Origin of the sequence: Mesorhizobium sp. CO1-1-7, assembly GCF_020164885.1 — a bacterium.
Taxonomy (GTDB): Bacteria; Pseudomonadota; Alphaproteobacteria; order Rhizobiales; family Rhizobiaceae; genus Mesorhizobium; species Mesorhizobium australicum.
In genome coordinates, this window is sequence record NZ_JAIUHA010000006.1 from 101,680 (window position 1) to 116,092 (window position 14,413).

The following is a 14,413-nucleotide window of genomic DNA, read 5'->3' on the forward strand; positions in this document are numbered from 1 at the left end:
CTCAACCCGCTCTCATCGCAAGGCCGCTAACGGCGTCGAAGACCCGCACTGACGACGCCGCGGGTGCGACGACCGCGGTTTGCCCTATCGACAGCCCGACATCATTGTCGGAGACCGCTTTCACGGCGCCGTCGCCCTGGCCGAGGTGAACGATGGTGCGCGCGCCGATGCGCTCGACGAAAGTGACAGGCATGGCAAGCCCGCGTCCATTCTCCGCCAGGGTTACCTGTTCCGGCCGAAAGCCGTAGAGCACCTCCCCGCGAGCACCGCGCATGGCCGCCGCCAGCTCGTCGGGTAATGGCGGCGTGATGCCCAGCGCCCCGAGATCGACGACCAGACCCCGGTCGCTCTCCGCAGGTCGGCCCTTGAGCAGGTTCATGCCCGGCGCGCCGATGAAGCGGGCGACGAAGACATTGGCCGGATTGTTGTAGACTTCGAGCGGCGTGCCGACCTGCTGCAGCACGCCGTGGTCCATGACCGCGATACGGTCGGCCATGGTCATGGCTTCCAGCTGGTCGTGCGTGACGTAGACCATGGTCTGCTTGAACTGGCGCTGCAGCTGTTTCAGCTCGGTGCGCATCACCGCGCGGAAGGCGGCGTCGACATTGGACAGCGGCTCGTCGAGCAGGAAGATCGCCGGCTCCATGATTGCCGAGCGGCCGATCGCCACGCGCTGCAGTATGTTGACCGACAGCCGGTCGGCCTTGCGGTCGAGCAGCGGCGTCAGTTGCAGCAGCTCGGCAATCGTGCCGACGCGACGATCGATCTCGACCGTGGCGGCGCCACGCATCCTTGGCCCGTAGGCAAGGTTCTGGCGCACCGTCATATGGGTGAAGATCGCGTAGTTCTGGAACACGAAGCCAACGCCGCGCCGGCCCATCGGCACGCCGGCCATGTCGCGCTCGCCAAACAGGATCTTGCCGCTGGTCGGCTCTTCCATTCCGGCAATCATGTTCATCGTCGTCGACTTGCCGCAGCCTGAAGGCCCCAGCAGAGCCATGAACTCGCCATCGGCGATATCGAGGTCCATGGTCTTCAGCGCCGTGAAGTCGCCGAATGTCTTGGTGAGGTGCTTGAGCTGGATCGTGCTCATGCCGCCACCTGCCTTGCCCGGGCCATGCGCTTCATGGCGAACACGGCGACGATGGAGAGCACGACCAGAATGGCGAGCGCGATCGCCGCCACATAGCCCCAGATCAGATCCTGCGTGGTGACCTTGTAGATGTAGACGGAGATCGTTTCGGTGGCGACGCCGGGGCCGCCGCCGGTCATGATGTACAGCGTGTCGAAGATCTTGAAGTTCTCGATCACCCTTATCGCCAGCGCGATAATGATGATCGTCTTCATCTTCGGCAGCACGATGGTGGTAAAGCGCTGCCAGGGATTGGCGCCGAGCAGCGTTGCCGCCTTGATCTGGTCCTCCGGCACTCCGACCAGGCCGGCCAGCAGGATCAGGAACATCAGCGGCGTCCACTGCCAGATGTCGGCGATCATCACCGCGATCAGCGCCAGTGTCGGATCCGACAGCCAGGCAATGGTGACTTGCGTGCCCGTGATTGCCGACAGGATGTCGTTCACCGGGCCGCCGGACTGGAACAGCATGAAGAACATGTAGCCGGCCACCGCCGGCACCACCATCATCGGCATCAGGAGGACCGAATAGAAGATGCGCTTGCCCGGAAAATCGTCGGCGAACAGCGTCGCCAGCGCCAAGCCTAACAGGAACTCGGCCGGCACGCAGACGACCATCACGATGACCGTGCGCTTCAGCGCACTCCAGAAGCGCGCGTCGGCGGCAAGGTCGGTATAGTTGGCGAAGCTGTTCCACATCTCCCAGGCGTTCCACCAGCCAAGGCCCGAGAGTGGCGACCAGTCGGTGACGCTGATGTAGAGCTGCATCAAGAGTGGAAAGGCCGAGATGAACAGCACCAGGATCTGCGCCGGCAAGGTCAGGCGAAAGCCCAACCGCATGCCTTCGTCGCGCAGCGCCGGCTTTGCGCGGGCCGCGTCCATCTCACCCTCCGAAATCGTCGCAACCACCGCGCTCATTGCTTGAGCGCTCCGAAAGTCAGCCCGCGCACCAGATGGCGCTGGATGGCGATGCCCATGATGACCGGCGGCACCGCCGCGATCAGCCCGAGTGCGGCCTTGGCGCCATAGAGCTGGCCGGTCATCGACGAGGACAGCGAGGCCATGTAGACGGGGATCGTCACCCATTCGCGCGTCGTCAGAAGCAGCGCGATCAGATAGTCCGACCAGTTAAGGATGAAGACGAAGAGCGCAGCACTCGCCAACGGCGCGCGCATCATCGGCAGCGTGATGCGGGTGAAGACGCGCAGCCGCGAGCAGCCCTCGACCAAAGCGGCTTCCTCGATCTCGCGCGGCATGTCGTCGAAGAAGGTCTTCATCAGCCAGAAAGCGAACGGCAGCGTGACGATGCCGTAGATCAGCGCCAGCCCCCACCAGCTATCGGTGAAGTTGAGGAAGGCCCACATGATCATGACGGGGATCATGACGGCCATCGGCGGAAACAGCCTGAGCTGGATCAGCGCCAGCGGCAGGTTCTGGCCGGAGCCGAAGCGCGACAGGCCATAGGCGGCGGCGGTGCCCGCCGACATGGCGATCGCGGTGCCGAATACCGCCGACAGAAGCGACGATAGGATCGGCTTCAGCGCGGTGCGGTCGAGCGCGACGATCAAATTGTTGGTGGACTCGCCGAACACGAACTGGAAATTGCTGAGCGTCGGGTTCTTCGGCCACCATGTCAGGTCCGCTCCCGTCGCCGACCATTCGGCGATCGGCTTGAAGGCCATCGACACCATCCACAGGATCGGCACCAGCGTGACGGCCATCGCCGCGAGGATCGCGGCGTAGCGGAATATCTCGAAGGGGACGGAACGCTTCATCTGGCTGCTTTTGCTGGTGGCGTCGGTTGCGGAGGGGAAGAGCGGATGCTCCTCCCCTCCGGCTTTGATCCAGGGAGATGGATCAGCTGATCGGATCGAGAACGGTCGGCCATGCCTCCTTGTTGGTCCTGATGGCTTCGAGCAATTTGTCCTCGCCAATGCGCCGGGCGATCTTCTTCCACTCGGCTTCCGTGTCGGCCATCGCCTGCTCCGATGTCTTGGCCTTGGTCAGCGAGGCCATCAGGTTTTCGTCCAGCGCATTGTGGAAGGCGGTGGCGCCGGGATAGTTGATGGTCGGCACCGTGCGGGCGACCGTCTCGCGCACCACGTCCATGTGGTAGGCGTGGTAGGTCTGGCGCACCAGCGGATCGGAAAAATCCGAAAGCCGGAACGGATCGAGATAGCCGCCGGGGTTGGCGCTCATCCAGGCATAGATGCGGGCCGAGCCAAGCCATTGCAGCAGGAGATAGGCGACCTCCTGGTTTTTCGACTGCGACGAGACCATGCCGGTCAGCGAGAACCACAATACCGAGCGGCTGATCAGTTTGCCGTCGATCTCGCGGCCGGGCGGCAGCATCGTGCCGATCTTGCCGGTGACCTTGGAGTCCTTGTTGCCGGCATTGTCGAGGAATTTCGGCAGGTTGGAGAAGGCACAGGTCATCGCCGCGCCGCCCTTGGCGAAATTGCCGTACTGCTCCGGCCAGCCCCACGAGATCGCGTCCGGCGAATGATGGACCAGCGATTCGACATATTCGTTGGTGGCGGCGATGCCATGCTCGGAATTGATCAGCGGCTTGCCGTCATCGCCGAACAGAAACTGGTTGGGCGAGGCCATCGACACATAGCGCTGATACCAGTTGGTGTAGCCCCAGCCCTGGTTGCGCAGGTCGGTGGAGCCGAACAGGCCCTTGTCCGGACGCTGGAAGAAGGCGGCGATATCGCCGTGCTGCTTCCAGGTTTTCGGCGGCGCCAGATCGTAGCCGTATTTGTCCTTGAAGGACTTCTTCTCGGCTTCGTCACCGAACAGGTCGGTGCGGTAGACCCAGGTCTGGAAGTCGCCGTCCAACGACACCCCATAGTTGGAGCCGCGATATTTGTTGAGCAGCGATACACCCTTGGCGCCGTCGACATAGCCGGTCTTGGGATCGTCCCATTCGGGTTTGTACTGGGCGACGAAGTCGTCGAGCTTGGCGATGCCGCCGGTCTCGGCGAGATCGCCAAGGCGATTCCACTCGGTCGAATAGATGTCGTAGGCCCCACCCTTGGTGGAGATGTCCTGCATGGTTTTGGTGAATTCCTGGCCGTTCGGCAGACCGACGATCTCGATCGGGATCCCGGTTTCCTTTTCCCACAGCTCCTTGATCGACGGCGCCCCGGCCGGAAAAGGCTGGGTGAGCTGGCCGATCGAGCCGTCCGACAGGCCAAGCACGATCTTGGCCGGCGCCTTGCCGGCGCCCTTCAAAGCCTTGGCGGCCTCGATGGCGCGGCCCTCCGGTGTGTCGGGACCGTATTGATAGCGTTCGGCGCCATCGAAGCCCGTCGGACCGCCGATCATGCCAGGTGCGAGCGCATCGGCCGCGAAGGCGCGACCGGGACGAATGAATTGCGGAGCGATACCTGCAGCGGCCACGAACACCGCCGCCTTTCCTCCGGACGCCAGCAACCGGCGCCGCGAGATGCGGATCAAATCAGACATTGGAATTCCTCCCTCAGGCCCAATGTTTCCTCCACGAGCCCATGAGGGATATTGACGGCAGGATCGGAAGGCTGTCAACATCATTAATAATCAAAACACATCACAACATCGCATAGAGTGAGGAAATGCGTCATACCAGGGTTCATAGACCCCTCCGAATGCGCCGATTTGATGGGAAATGTGATCTCCCTTTCCGACGCGATCGTGCCGGACGAGTTGATTTAGCTTGGCGGCTTGCGCATCGGCCAAGGCCGGATACATCATTTCCCATCAGAATCGCGGATCGCGGGGCGTTGGGCGCAATCAGCCGCCAGCCGGCACTGCGTCATCCCTGATGCATTGAGGAGATGAGACGGTGCGTTCCACCCTGACCGACATAGCCCGGGAAGCCGGCGTCTCCGCCGCCACCGTCGACCGCGTGCTCAACAATCGCCCCGGCGTGCGGGCGCGCACACGCGAGATCGTGCTCGAAATGGCGCAGCGCCTCGGCTACATCGCCGAAGGCCCGAACGGGGCGCCGCCCAGGCCGGTGCCCGGCGAGGTCATCCGGCTCGACTTCGCGCTGCCGGCCGGCACCAATTCCTTCATCAAGATGCTGCACCGCCACATCGAGGCACAAGCCCTGGCGCGCCCCGATCTCGACGTCCATATCGCCACCATAGAGGGCTTCAATCCCGACCGGCTCGCCCGCCTGCTGCAGGATTTGCGCGGCCAGACGCAAGGCGTCGGTGTCATCGCGCTCGACCATCCGACGGTGCGCGAGGCGATCCGCTCGCTATCGGCCAACGACGTCAAGGTGGTGACCATCGCCTCCGACATCCTGCATGTGCCAAGGGTTGCCTATATCGGCATCGACAACCGCGCCGCCGGGCGGCTGGCCGGCTATCTGCTCAACCGTTTCATGGGACCGGGGCGCCCCGGCAAGGTGGCGCTGTTTGCAGGCTCGCTGTCCTATCGCGGCCACGAGGAACGCGAGATGGGCTTCCGGCACATACTGACCGAGGAATCGCCCAATCTGGAGATCGTCGAGATGCGCGAAATGCTCGACGACCGCGAAAAGGCCTATTCGGAGGCGTCAGCCCTTCTGGAACGCCACCCCGACCTTGCCGCGATCTACAATGTCGGCGCCGGCAACACCGGCATAGCGCGTGCGCTGAAGGAACGCGGCCGTGCGCAATCCATGGTTTTCCTCGGCCACGAGGCGACGGACGGCACCAAGGAACTGCTGCTCGACGGCACGCTCGACGCCGTCATCGACCAGAACCCGCGCGTCGAAGCCCGTGAGGCGCTCAACATCCTGACCCACGCCGTCCGGGGCCTCCCCTATGAATTGCACCAGCCGAGGCTGCAGGTGATCTTCAAGGAGAACATCCCGGAGATTTGAGGCGCGCGCAGCACTTGGCTCGGCACGCACAAAACAAGGATTTAGGCGGTGTCGGTTAGATCATTTGGAGTAATGACAGGCCTGATCGGCCGGTAGGTTGGCGCGTCCTAGAGGCAGGCGGCAGCCGGATGCAGCGCTCACCCTATCAGCGCGTGCTCATTTCCTGACCTTGCGGACAATCGCCCCGCCATCACCGCCCACATCGATCGCTATCCGATCACCGGAAACAATCTCCGAAATCCCGCAAACCACCAGCGGCATGCTCATCGCGTAGAGGAACTCGGCGACGATGGCGCCAACGGCAAGGATCGGGTCCGGCCGTTCCAGAAGAATGCCGGCCGGCGCCGTGCCCCTGCGGATTGCCTCGGCCAAGACAGAGGAAGAAGACGAGGACCCTCGCCCGCTCGGCATGACCAGTATCTTGCCGGAGACATTCTGGCCAAGGCCTGGGTGCGAACGATCCGTTATATCGCCGGTCTCGGCGTCTATGCCGCCCCAGAAGCTGAGCGGTTGCGAGAACACCAGCGCCTCGCCCTCGGCGGCACCGGCCAGTTGGAATGTGCCGGCTCTTTCAACGACCTTCACTTCAATCGACCGCGTCATGAGCCGCTCCGCACGACGTGCCCTGCGGCGGCGGAGCGGATGCAATCCTTCATTTCGGCGAAGGCGACGGTCACGCCGATATTGCCCGGCGCATAATGCGCCCATTTGCCGGAATTGGTCATCACCACGCCGTCGAGACGCTCGAGAATCGAGGTGACATAGGTGCAGGTGTCAGCGACCGGGACCAGGCCGAACGCCTCCATGCCAGCCAATGCCCCCTCCTCCTGCAATTGTGTCAGCGTCGCGCGGCCGGTGTTGACATAGATCGGGATGCCCCTGCCCGGTGCCACCGCACGCAGCAGCGGCAACAGGCGCATCCATTCCTGGTGGGAAAAGTGCGGCGTGCCCAGTGACACGGCTGAAAGCAGCGCGCCGTCGGGCACTCCAGACAGTCTGGCCAGCGCATGGTCGATATCGGCGCGGCTGATGCGGATCGTCTCTTCCGGCGCATGGCCATGGAACGCCTCGTCGAGCGTCCGCGCTTCCGGCGTGATCGCGACCGCATGGAACAGCGCCACCGCGCCGGTCGTTGCCGCCGCCGCGCCCAGCGCCTTCAACTGGTCCTCGTCGCGCGGTTGCGGCAGACCGACGATCACAGGAATGCGGTCCCCACTGGCTTGCCCGATGATCAGCCCGACGCCGACGAACAGGCTGTCGCTCGGCTCCCCGTCGGCAACATCCAGCTCGAACAGGATGCGGCCGCGCCGGTTCTCGCTGAGATGCAGGCCCCAGCCCGGTGCGCGACCCGTCATGGCACAGCACAGGTCGATGAAATCGCCATAGCGGTTGGTGCGAGCGCCGATCACCGAATTGGCGAAAACGATGGCATTGGACTCGCCCCAGGCGATCTGCTGGCCGAATTCAGGCCGGAACCGCGTCTGGTAGGGGGCACAGGTGAATGTGGCCTGGCAGCCAAGTTCCAGATGCGCCTTCATCAACCGCCGCGCCGGCATTTCTTCAGCCGCCGGCATCTTGACCATGCCGGGATGGATAAGGTCGAACGAGCCGACATTGAGCGTCGTCGGCACCCGGACACGTCCGCTTCCCTCGACCAGCCGCTCGACGAAATCGAGCCCTGCCTTGCCGTGATAGAGACAGCCATCGATATGAGCGCCTGAGATGTCGAGCAGGCTGCCGGCCCCAACCGCGTTCGAGAAGGCGACGAGGATTTTCATGGCGGCGGCCGCGGCTGGGCCTTGCTCGCCATCGAGCATGGATTGGTCGCGGGCCGTCAGGTCAAACGTCATCAAGGTGCTCCGGGCTTAACTTGGGCCCGGCTATGCGTTCCTCATTGTCAGCGGTCTGGCAAGAGCCGAAACGACGATCAGCCCGCCGCCGCAATCAGCACTGTGCTCTCCGGCGACCAGCGCAGCACCACATCCTGACCTTCCACCAGCCTGTCGGCGCCAGTATTTTGGACGATGACTTTCAACGTCTGGCCGGCGCAGCCGCGAGGCCGAGCGAGCGCCCGGCTTCGATCAGCGAGTCGTCGATAGCCCGTCACCTCGAGGCCGAGGCGGAGTGAAGCCGGCAGCAGCGTCAGATAGAGATTCTGCGAGAAGAAGGCGGCGTAATTGCCCAGCGTGAACGCCCACGGCTTTCCCGTCAGCGGCAGGTCGGTCATGACGGAGAAAAAAGACCGTGGCCGAGAGCGGCAGAAAGACCGAAGGCAATCGCTTTGCAGAAGAACGAAAGCCCGCTCCGGGAACCGGGGCGGGCCTTGGAGGAGGATGAAGGGGTGGGACCCTCTCCTCTTGTTTCCACGGGGGGTGTGGACCGCAATCACCATACAGCCGTCCTGCGGGGCGCATGATCACAAGCCGGCCTGCTTCCATCACATTCCAGTGCACGCCGGCGCGGGTTCGCTCACGGGACCGCGACGCCGGCGACACAAGAGGAGCCGGCTAGATGCGTCCCAGGACGACAAGGATGATGACGATGATCAACACAAGTCCGAGACCGCCACCGCCATAGTAACCGGTTCCGTAGAACGGGCCACCGCCCAGACCGCTGAAGCCGCCGAGCAGCGCGAGGATTAGAATAATGATAAGTATCGTTCCGAGACCCATGGCCTTCCCTGCTCCTGAATGCGCGCTTTCGCGCTGGTTCAACATCGCGCCATTTCGGATGTCGCAAGGTATGAACGTTTTAGAGGGGCTGGCGTTCCGCTGGACTATTGCGGCTACGGAACACACAGCCCGCAACGCAGAAAGCCCGCCTGGACGGCGGGCTTTCCAACCGGCCGGAGGCCAGGAGAGTGCGGTCAGGCCTACGGCTGGTTCCGCAACCTCCCTCAGCCTCAGCGGCGTGCGATCAGCAGGCAGAGCTGCCGCAAGTCGCGGTCATAGGTCCCTTCGCTGCTGAGGACATCGACGCAGCGCTTCTTCATGCGCGTCACCTGCGAGCTTGACATCTGGGCCACGACACCAGGAACGTTGGGGTGATTGGGATTGGATGGGTTGTTCGGGTTGGACGGATTGCTGGGATTGGTGCCGTTGCCGATGCCCGCGCCGACACCAATGCCACCGGCGCCGCCAACACTGGCGCCAAGCCCCGCATTGATGCCACCCGTTCCGCCAACATTGGCACCGAGCCCGGCGTTGATGCCGCCCGAACCACCGATATTGGCGCCGGCTCCTGCATTGACGCCATTGCTGCCGCCGACCGACGCGCCGAGCCCGGCGCTGACGCCCCTCGAGCCGCCGACATTGGCGCCGGCTCCGGCATTGACGCCACCGCTGCCGCCGACCGAGGCACCGACGCCGGCATTGATGCCGCCACCGCCGCCGACCGAGGCGCCGACACCGGCATTGACACCGCCGCTACCGCCAACCGAGGCGCCGACACCGACGCCAAGACCTGCTGCGTTTGCTGGCACGGACAGAACCAAGACTATTGCACTACCCGCCAACACACTGGCGACTGTCTTGATGGTAAAGGCCATAACACTCTCCTGTTGTCGTTGCGCTAGGCAGTCGGCATGCAGCCGATTGCGATGGCAACTACGTCGAAGAGAGTTTTGAGTTTCAATTCACGCTATACATGTGAGCGGCATGGTATTAACTGTCGAAACAAGAAAGCGATAATGATAATAAAAATATAATATACTTGTAAAAAATATCCAATGGCAGACGTTTGCAATGTCTATATTTTGAGAAGTTTACGAGAAAAAACGATTTAGAGCCAGCTGTTGGAGAGCCGATGATTTGGTGCCAGGCTGCTTGCTACCGAACAGCCAGGATACAGCACCTCACCTGCGGAGCAGTTCCGGACCACTAGCCGCTAAGGAGCCCTGTTGGCCAACTCTGGATCAAACAGGACCGGCCACTCTCGCGTGACAGTCTGGCCTTCAGAATATCCGGTAAAACAGCCTATAGCGCACGCGCTCCATATAAGAGCGGTACTCCGGTTCCGCGGCAAGCAAGGCCTCCTCGCGCAGAATGCGGTACACCTGCAGATAGGTGATAACCGCATAGACGGCGAGATTGTAGAAGGAAAAGGCCGACAGCAGGTAAAGGACATGGCCGGTAAGGTAACCGGCATAGATCGGGTGCCGCACCAGGCGGTAGGCGCCGCCGGTCATCACGCCGCGATTGGCGGGCAGGATGGCAAAGGAACGACCCAGCGACAGCTTTCCCCAGATGACGAACCACAGTGCCAGGAACTGCAGCGGCGCGGCGACATAGATGGGGATGATGGGGATGCCCGGTTCCATGGTGATCAAGGCGACACCAAAACTGGCGGTCACCGAAGCGACTACCGCAAGCGGGCTCCAGTCACGCGTCACCGGCCGCCGCGACAGCAGCAGCCAGGTAAAGGTGAGCGTCTCGGAGACCGCCACCAGCGCGATATTGAACCGGGTGGGGTCCTGCACGAAGTGATACACGCCCCGGTACACAAACAGCGCGGCGCATGCGAGCGCACAAATGCGAAAGAAGCCTTCGCGCAAGTCGGCCAGGATCTCGCGCTTGCGCGCTTCGGATATCATCCCGCCCTGGTTGACGCGCGGAAGCGTTTCGCTTTTTGGTGCAAGCAAGGCAAGAACCCCGATGATCCCTCGGAGGGACCTTTGCACGCAACCATTGCTGTGCGGTTAACCGAGAAGATCATATCGGCATCAGAAACGGCGACGGCGCCGCCGAAAGACATGCGAGACACAAGGCACGGCCGTGCAGATTGTCTCCGCTTCGAGGATCGCCAGGAATGAGTTTCGCCCGAGTTGATCCTCTCCTTAAGGGATTGGCCAGCTACCCCAGAAATGCGTTGCTGAAATACCTGGCGAAATCCGGGCTCTGCGGCAGAACCTTACCGTCGGTGTCGCGCAGAATGCCGGCGGCGAAGAGGTAGTTGCCGATCGCTTCCATCTTGGCAGGGTCCAACGTCCCGATGGCACCATTTTGCCCGCGTAGATAATTGCCCTCGAGCAGTGCCTTCAGCGAGGCGTGGACCAAGGCCGGATTCGTCAGGGCATCCTTGTTGGCGGCTATCAGCAGCGTGGCGGCCTCCCCTGGATGATCGACGGCGAATTGGTAACCGCGCCGCGTTGCCTGGATGAAGGATGACGACAATTCGGGGTTCGCCTGGAGATACGCTTCGCTCGAAGAGATAAGCGTGGTGTGCTCATCGGGGACGCCATGGTCGGCATAGACGAAACTGCGCTGCTTAACGCCCCTGAGTTCGGCTTCGACGCCCTCCCAGGTCGACACTTCCAGCGTGAAGTCGACCGAACCGTTGGCCAGCGCCTCGTAGGCGGAAGTGCCCAGCGTCACCGTCTCGAAATCGCCCTTGCCGCCGTCGTGACGGATGATGGTCGAGATCAGCGCGGTCTCCCAGGCGCTGCCGAAACCGCCATAGGTCAGGCCATCCAGATCTTTCGGGCTTTTGATGTCGCTGCGCGCGGCATTGAACACCAGCCGGCCTGTCTCGGACTGCACGACGGCATAGACGCCCTTCAGATCGGCCCCCGCGGTCTTCTGGGTGAACAGGCTGATGGTGCCGTTGATCCCGAAATCGGCGACATGGTTGGCGACAAGCGTGCCGGCACCGGTATCGCTGTACGGCAGGATGTCGACCTCGATGCCGGCTTCCCGATAAAATCCCTTATCGCGGGCGACGAACAGCCCGATGTGGTTGGTGTTGACCGTCCAGTCGAGGGCGACTGTGACCGTCCGCGTTGCCGCGAAGGAACGGCTCGATCCGGTGATCAGCGGTACGCTGCCGGCAAGGGTGAGCAGCAGGGCTTGCCTGCGCGTCAAGTCAATCATGGTCATGTCCTTTGGATGGCTGGGGGTTGAGCAAAATGTCGAGAATCTCGGCCTCGAGTGCCCCGGCCTGCCGCGTGGCCGCGCTGGCGGAATCGCGCGGGCGCGGCAGCGGCACCTTGATCTCGCGCACGACCCGGGCAGGCCGCGCGGACAGCACATAGATGCGGTCGGACAGGAACAGGGCTTCGCGCACGTCATGAGTGATCAGCAACGCCGTCCAGTGGTGGTGCCGCCACATCTGTTCGAGCCAGCGCTGCAGGGCCGCACGGGTCAGTGCGTCGAGCGCGCCGAACGGCTCGTCGAGCAGCAACATATCGCGTTCCTGCACCACGGTACGTAAAAGCGCCGTGCGCTGGCGCATGCCGCCCGAGAGCTGCGCTGGAAAGTGCCACTCGAAGCCGGCAAGGCCGAACTCGGCAATCAGCGGAGCCACACGCTTCCGTGCCGCCTTGCGGCTGACGCCTTGCACCTCGAGTCCGAGCGTGGTGTTGTCGAGGATGCGCCGCCACGGCATCAGCGCGTCGCGCTGCGGCATGAAGGCGAAATGCCTGCCGTGATCGTCGAGCGGCACGCCGTCGAAGAACATCTCACCCTCGCCATGCTCGGCGCCGGTCAGAAGCTGGAACAGCGTCGACTTGCCGGCTCCCGAAGGTCCAAGGATCGAGACGAATTCGCCGGCATCGACACGAAGCGAAATGTCGGCGAGCACATCGAGCCCGCCAAACGCCTTGCGAACATGCCGCAATTCGAGCCGGCTCATGCTTCTGGACCTTTTCCAGCGCCTTGCCTGCCAGCGGCTCGTTCCCAGGGCATGGCAAGACGCTGCAGCAGCATCGTCAGCCCGAACAGGACAAGGGTGAGCGCTGCGCTGACGCAGACGGCGGCGAGCACCAGGTCGGGACGGAAATTGTTCTTGGCGTTGAGCATGTAGATGCCCAGCCCTTTGGCCGCGCCTGCATATTCGGCGAAAATGGCGCCGACGACGGCATAGGTGATGGATATCCTGAGGCCAGCGAAGAAATAAGGCAGCGCCGAAGGCAATCGTGCCAGCATGAAGACACGCCAACGCCCTGCTCCCATGGCACGCAGCATCTGACCGATCTCCACCTCGGTAGCCTCGTAGCCCTGTACCAGCGCGACCAGCATCGGGAAGAAGGTGACCAGCGCCACCAGCACGATCTTGGGCGCCAGCCCGAAGCCGAACCACAGCACCACCAATGGCGCGATGGCGACCAGCGGCAAAGTCTGGCTGACTATGAAGATGGGAAACAGCGCTCGCCGCAAAGGCTGGAAGAAGTCGACCAGCATCGACAGGGCGAAGGCGGCACTGAGCGAACAGGCAAAACCGATCAGCGTGGCGCGGACCGTGGGAATGGCGTTGTCGACCAAGGCTTCCCGATTGAGCATCGCCTGTTCGAAGACGCGCGAGGGCGCCGGCAGAACCGTCGGCTTGATGCCGGAAATGTTTGCGTACAGTTCCCAGGCCACGAGCACCAAACCGATCGATATCACGGCCGGCGCTGTTTTTGCGAAGAAGCCCGCGACGTTACGCGGGTTGAATGACGATGAGACCACGAGCGGTTCAGACGGCGGTGGGACTGTTGGCCGAGACCGTGACATCGAGGGTTACATGGCCGGCGCCGGGCCCGAAGCGGCAGAAGGCTTCATCGAGGGCCGAGAAGATCGCGCCGGCATCGCCGCGCAGCTTGGTGCAGAAATTCTTGGAGCGATCGTAGACGCCGGACTGCTTCAGGAAATCTATGCAGCCATAGATTTCGTCCATGTGGTCGTCAGTGCCCATCACATAGAGCGAGAACTGCGCCGCCGCCGGCTGGCCAGTGGCCGGCGCGCCGCGCACTGCGGTGATGGCGGCTTGCTTGCGCGGGCCGAGTGGCCCGGCAGGTCCGCCGAACGTGTCGGAGCGGCAGATCGGGTCATCCGGCTCGCCTGGGCAGCCACGCGAAATGGTGGCTGACAGCACGCAATGCCTGCCGCTGCCAGACGCGGCCACGAAAAGGTCGCGCAGCGCAGGGAATAACACCTCGGGGGGCCCGACCAGCAAGGTCGAAATGTCGTCGGTCTCGATCCTGAGCTTATCGCGGTACTGATCGAGCGCGCCGAGCGCGCCCAGAATGATGCCGACGAAATCGTCGGCCATTGGATATAGGGAAACCTGTGCGCCTGAAAACATCGCCCGCCTCGCTCCGCTGGTATTACCCAGATCAGCTTCTAGGGTCTGTGGGCTTGCCGCCCCCGTCTCAGCCCCGACCGTACGGAGCACCCCTGTGGATAGGCGCGTTAAAGCATCATTCGGACGGTTGGGAAAGCTGTTTTTTTGGCAAGCCGCGCTAAAGCATTGCCCGAGCTCCAGGGCAATTGGACATCGCCGGCGCGGAAATTTGTCTGGAACCTTCGCCATTCCGAGGGGTTGTCCCACCAGTCGCTGGACGCGATTCCAGGATCAATTTTCCGTTCGGGATTGTGTCAAAACAAGAGATTGAGCGGTTCATGATTTCCGCGAAACCGTGCACCGTTCCCGGCGACGAGTTCACAGAAAATG

Annotated in this window: 14 protein-coding genes, 2 pseudogenes and 1 riboswitch; of the genes and pseudogenes, 1 reads left to right on the forward strand and 15 read right to left on the reverse strand. The window is 62.8% G+C overall.

Annotation, left to right across the window (positions count from 1 at the left end; translation table 11 throughout):
* Window position 1: 1 nt before the first annotated feature.
* The 4 genes from LB516_RS14315 to LB516_RS14330 form a co-directional block, all read right to left on the reverse strand.
* A complete protein-coding gene (locus tag LB516_RS14315; protein WP_224719794.1) occupies window positions 2-1,093 on the reverse strand; it encodes an ABC transporter ATP-binding protein in 1,092 nt (363 codons plus the stop codon).
* The gene (locus LB516_RS14320; RefSeq protein ID WP_015317069.1) at window positions 1,090-2,049 is read right to left on the reverse strand and encodes a carbohydrate ABC transporter permease; all 960 of its coding nucleotides are present in this window, start codon (window positions 2,047-2,049) and stop codon (window positions 1,090-1,092) included. Before LB516_RS14320 ends, LB516_RS14315 begins: the two co-directional genes overlap by 4 nt.
* Window positions 2,046-2,906: a carbohydrate ABC transporter permease gene (locus LB516_RS14325; protein WP_015317068.1), complete on the reverse strand. Its 861-nt coding sequence runs from the start codon at window positions 2,904-2,906 to the stop codon at window positions 2,046-2,048. The genes LB516_RS14320 and LB516_RS14325 overlap by 4 nt, the downstream gene beginning before the upstream one ends.
* 82 nt (window positions 2,907-2,988) lie before the next feature.
* Window positions 2,989-4,602 carry an extracellular solute-binding protein gene (locus tag LB516_RS14330; RefSeq protein ID WP_224719795.1) on the reverse strand — a complete coding sequence of 538 codons (1,614 nt, stop codon included), beginning with the start codon at window positions 4,600-4,602 and terminating at the stop codon, window positions 2,989-2,991.
* Window positions 4,603-4,957: 355 nt separating this feature from the next.
* Here LB516_RS14330 and LB516_RS14335 point away from each other — a divergent pair, with 355 nt between their 5' ends.
* Window positions 4,958-5,986, forward strand: a complete 1,029-nt coding sequence (locus tag LB516_RS14335; RefSeq protein ID WP_141906994.1) for a LacI family DNA-binding transcriptional regulator — start codon at window positions 4,958-4,960, stop codon at window positions 5,984-5,986.
* Between the two features lie 156 nt (window positions 5,987-6,142).
* Here LB516_RS14335 and LB516_RS14340 read toward each other — a convergent pair whose 3' ends face one another.
* From LB516_RS14340 to LB516_RS14385, 11 genes and pseudogenes are all read right to left on the reverse strand, one after another.
* Complete coding sequence (locus tag LB516_RS14340) at window positions 6,143-6,589, reverse strand: aconitase X swivel domain-containing protein (RefSeq protein WP_224719796.1); 447 nt, start codon at window positions 6,587-6,589, stop codon at window positions 6,143-6,145.
* The gene (locus LB516_RS14345) at window positions 6,586-7,836 is read right to left on the reverse strand and encodes an aconitase X (protein ID WP_224719797.1); all 1,251 of its coding nucleotides are present in this window, start codon (window positions 7,834-7,836) and stop codon (window positions 6,586-6,588) included. The genes LB516_RS14340 and LB516_RS14345 overlap by 4 nt, the downstream gene beginning before the upstream one ends.
* 77 nt (window positions 7,837-7,913) lie before the next feature.
* Window positions 7,914-8,030: pseudogene (locus LB516_RS29015) on the reverse strand (spermidine/putrescine ABC transporter ATP-binding protein); the annotation flags it as partial.
* 57 nt (window positions 8,031-8,087) lie between these two features.
* Window positions 8,088-8,262: pseudogene (locus LB516_RS29020) on the reverse strand (ABC transporter permease); the annotation flags it as partial.
* Window positions 8,263-8,493: 231 nt separating this feature from the next.
* Window positions 8,494-8,658 (reverse strand): DUF3309 family protein, encoded by a 165-nt coding sequence (locus LB516_RS14355; RefSeq protein WP_023769518.1) that lies wholly within the window; start codon window positions 8,656-8,658, stop codon window positions 8,494-8,496.
* A 230-nt stretch (window positions 8,659-8,888) separates the two neighbouring features.
* Window positions 8,889-9,533, reverse strand: a complete 645-nt coding sequence (locus tag LB516_RS14360; protein WP_015317055.1) for a hypothetical protein — start codon at window positions 9,531-9,533, stop codon at window positions 8,889-8,891.
* A gap of 405 nt (window positions 9,534-9,938) precedes the next feature.
* Window positions 9,939-10,577: a methyltransferase family protein gene (locus tag LB516_RS14365; RefSeq protein WP_224587972.1), complete on the reverse strand. Its 639-nt coding sequence runs from the start codon at window positions 10,575-10,577 to the stop codon at window positions 9,939-9,941.
* Window positions 10,578-10,836: 259 nt separating this feature from the next.
* Window positions 10,837-11,853: an ABC transporter substrate-binding protein gene (locus LB516_RS14370; protein WP_140725437.1), complete on the reverse strand. Its 1,017-nt coding sequence runs from the start codon at window positions 11,851-11,853 to the stop codon at window positions 10,837-10,839.
* The gene (locus tag LB516_RS14375) at window positions 11,846-12,613 is read right to left on the reverse strand and encodes an ABC transporter ATP-binding protein (RefSeq protein ID WP_140718382.1); all 768 of its coding nucleotides are present in this window, start codon (window positions 12,611-12,613) and stop codon (window positions 11,846-11,848) included. Before LB516_RS14375 ends, LB516_RS14370 begins: the two co-directional genes overlap by 8 nt.
* Window positions 12,610-13,473, reverse strand: a complete 864-nt coding sequence (locus LB516_RS14380) for an ABC transporter permease (protein WP_181173088.1) — start codon at window positions 13,471-13,473, stop codon at window positions 12,610-12,612. Before LB516_RS14380 ends, LB516_RS14375 begins: the two co-directional genes overlap by 4 nt.
* The gene (locus LB516_RS14385) at window positions 13,436-14,044 is read right to left on the reverse strand and encodes a Ykof family thiamine-binding protein (protein WP_224719798.1); all 609 of its coding nucleotides are present in this window, start codon (window positions 14,042-14,044) and stop codon (window positions 13,436-13,438) included. The genes LB516_RS14380 and LB516_RS14385 overlap by 38 nt, the downstream gene beginning before the upstream one ends.
* Window positions 14,035-14,148: riboswitch (TPP riboswitch) on the reverse strand. Its footprint overlaps the gene before it by 10 nt.
* Window positions 14,149-14,413 lie beyond the last annotated feature (265 nt).

Excerpts from the sequence above, each read along its gene's own strand:
- LB516_RS14340 (WP_224719796.1), bottom strand. The coding sequence starts at position 6,589 with ATGACGCGGTCGATTGAAGTGAAGGTCGTTGAAAGAGCCGGCACATTC.
- LB516_RS14315 (WP_224719794.1), bottom strand. The coding sequence starts at position 1,093 with ATGAGCACGATCCAGCTCAAGCACCTCACCAAGACATTCGGCGACTTC.
- LB516_RS14370 (WP_140725437.1), bottom strand. The coding sequence starts at position 11,853 with ATGATTGACTTGACGCGCAGGCAAGCCCTGCTGCTCACCCTTGCCGGC.
- LB516_RS14380 (WP_181173088.1), bottom strand. The coding sequence starts at position 13,473 with ATGTCACGGTCTCGGCCAACAGTCCCACCGCCGTCTGAACCGCTCGTG.
- LB516_RS14345 (WP_224719797.1), bottom strand. The coding sequence starts at position 7,836 with ATGACGTTTGACCTGACGGCCCGCGACCAATCCATGCTCGATGGCGAG.
- LB516_RS14325 (WP_015317068.1), bottom strand. The coding sequence starts at position 2,906 with ATGAAGCGTTCCGTCCCCTTCGAGATATTCCGCTACGCCGCGATCCTC.
- LB516_RS14385 (WP_224719798.1), bottom strand. The coding sequence starts at position 14,044 with ATGTTTTCAGGCGCACAGGTTTCCCTATATCCAATGGCCGACGATTTC.
- LB516_RS14355 (WP_023769518.1), bottom strand. The coding sequence starts at position 8,658 with ATGGGTCTCGGAACGATACTTATCATTATTCTAATCCTCGCGCTGCTC.
- LB516_RS14320 (WP_015317069.1), bottom strand. The coding sequence starts at position 2,049 with ATGAGCGCGGTGGTTGCGACGATTTCGGAGGGTGAGATGGACGCGGCC.
- LB516_RS14365 (WP_224587972.1), bottom strand. The coding sequence starts at position 10,577 with ATGATATCCGAAGCGCGCAAGCGCGAGATCCTGGCCGACTTGCGCGAA.
- LB516_RS14375 (WP_140718382.1), bottom strand. The coding sequence starts at position 12,613 with ATGAGCCGGCTCGAATTGCGGCATGTTCGCAAGGCGTTTGGCGGGCTC.
- LB516_RS14360 (WP_015317055.1), bottom strand. The coding sequence starts at position 9,533 with ATGGCCTTTACCATCAAGACAGTCGCCAGTGTGTTGGCGGGTAGTGCA.
- LB516_RS14330 (WP_224719795.1), bottom strand. The coding sequence starts at position 4,602 with ATGTCTGATTTGATCCGCATCTCGCGGCGCCGGTTGCTGGCGTCCGGA.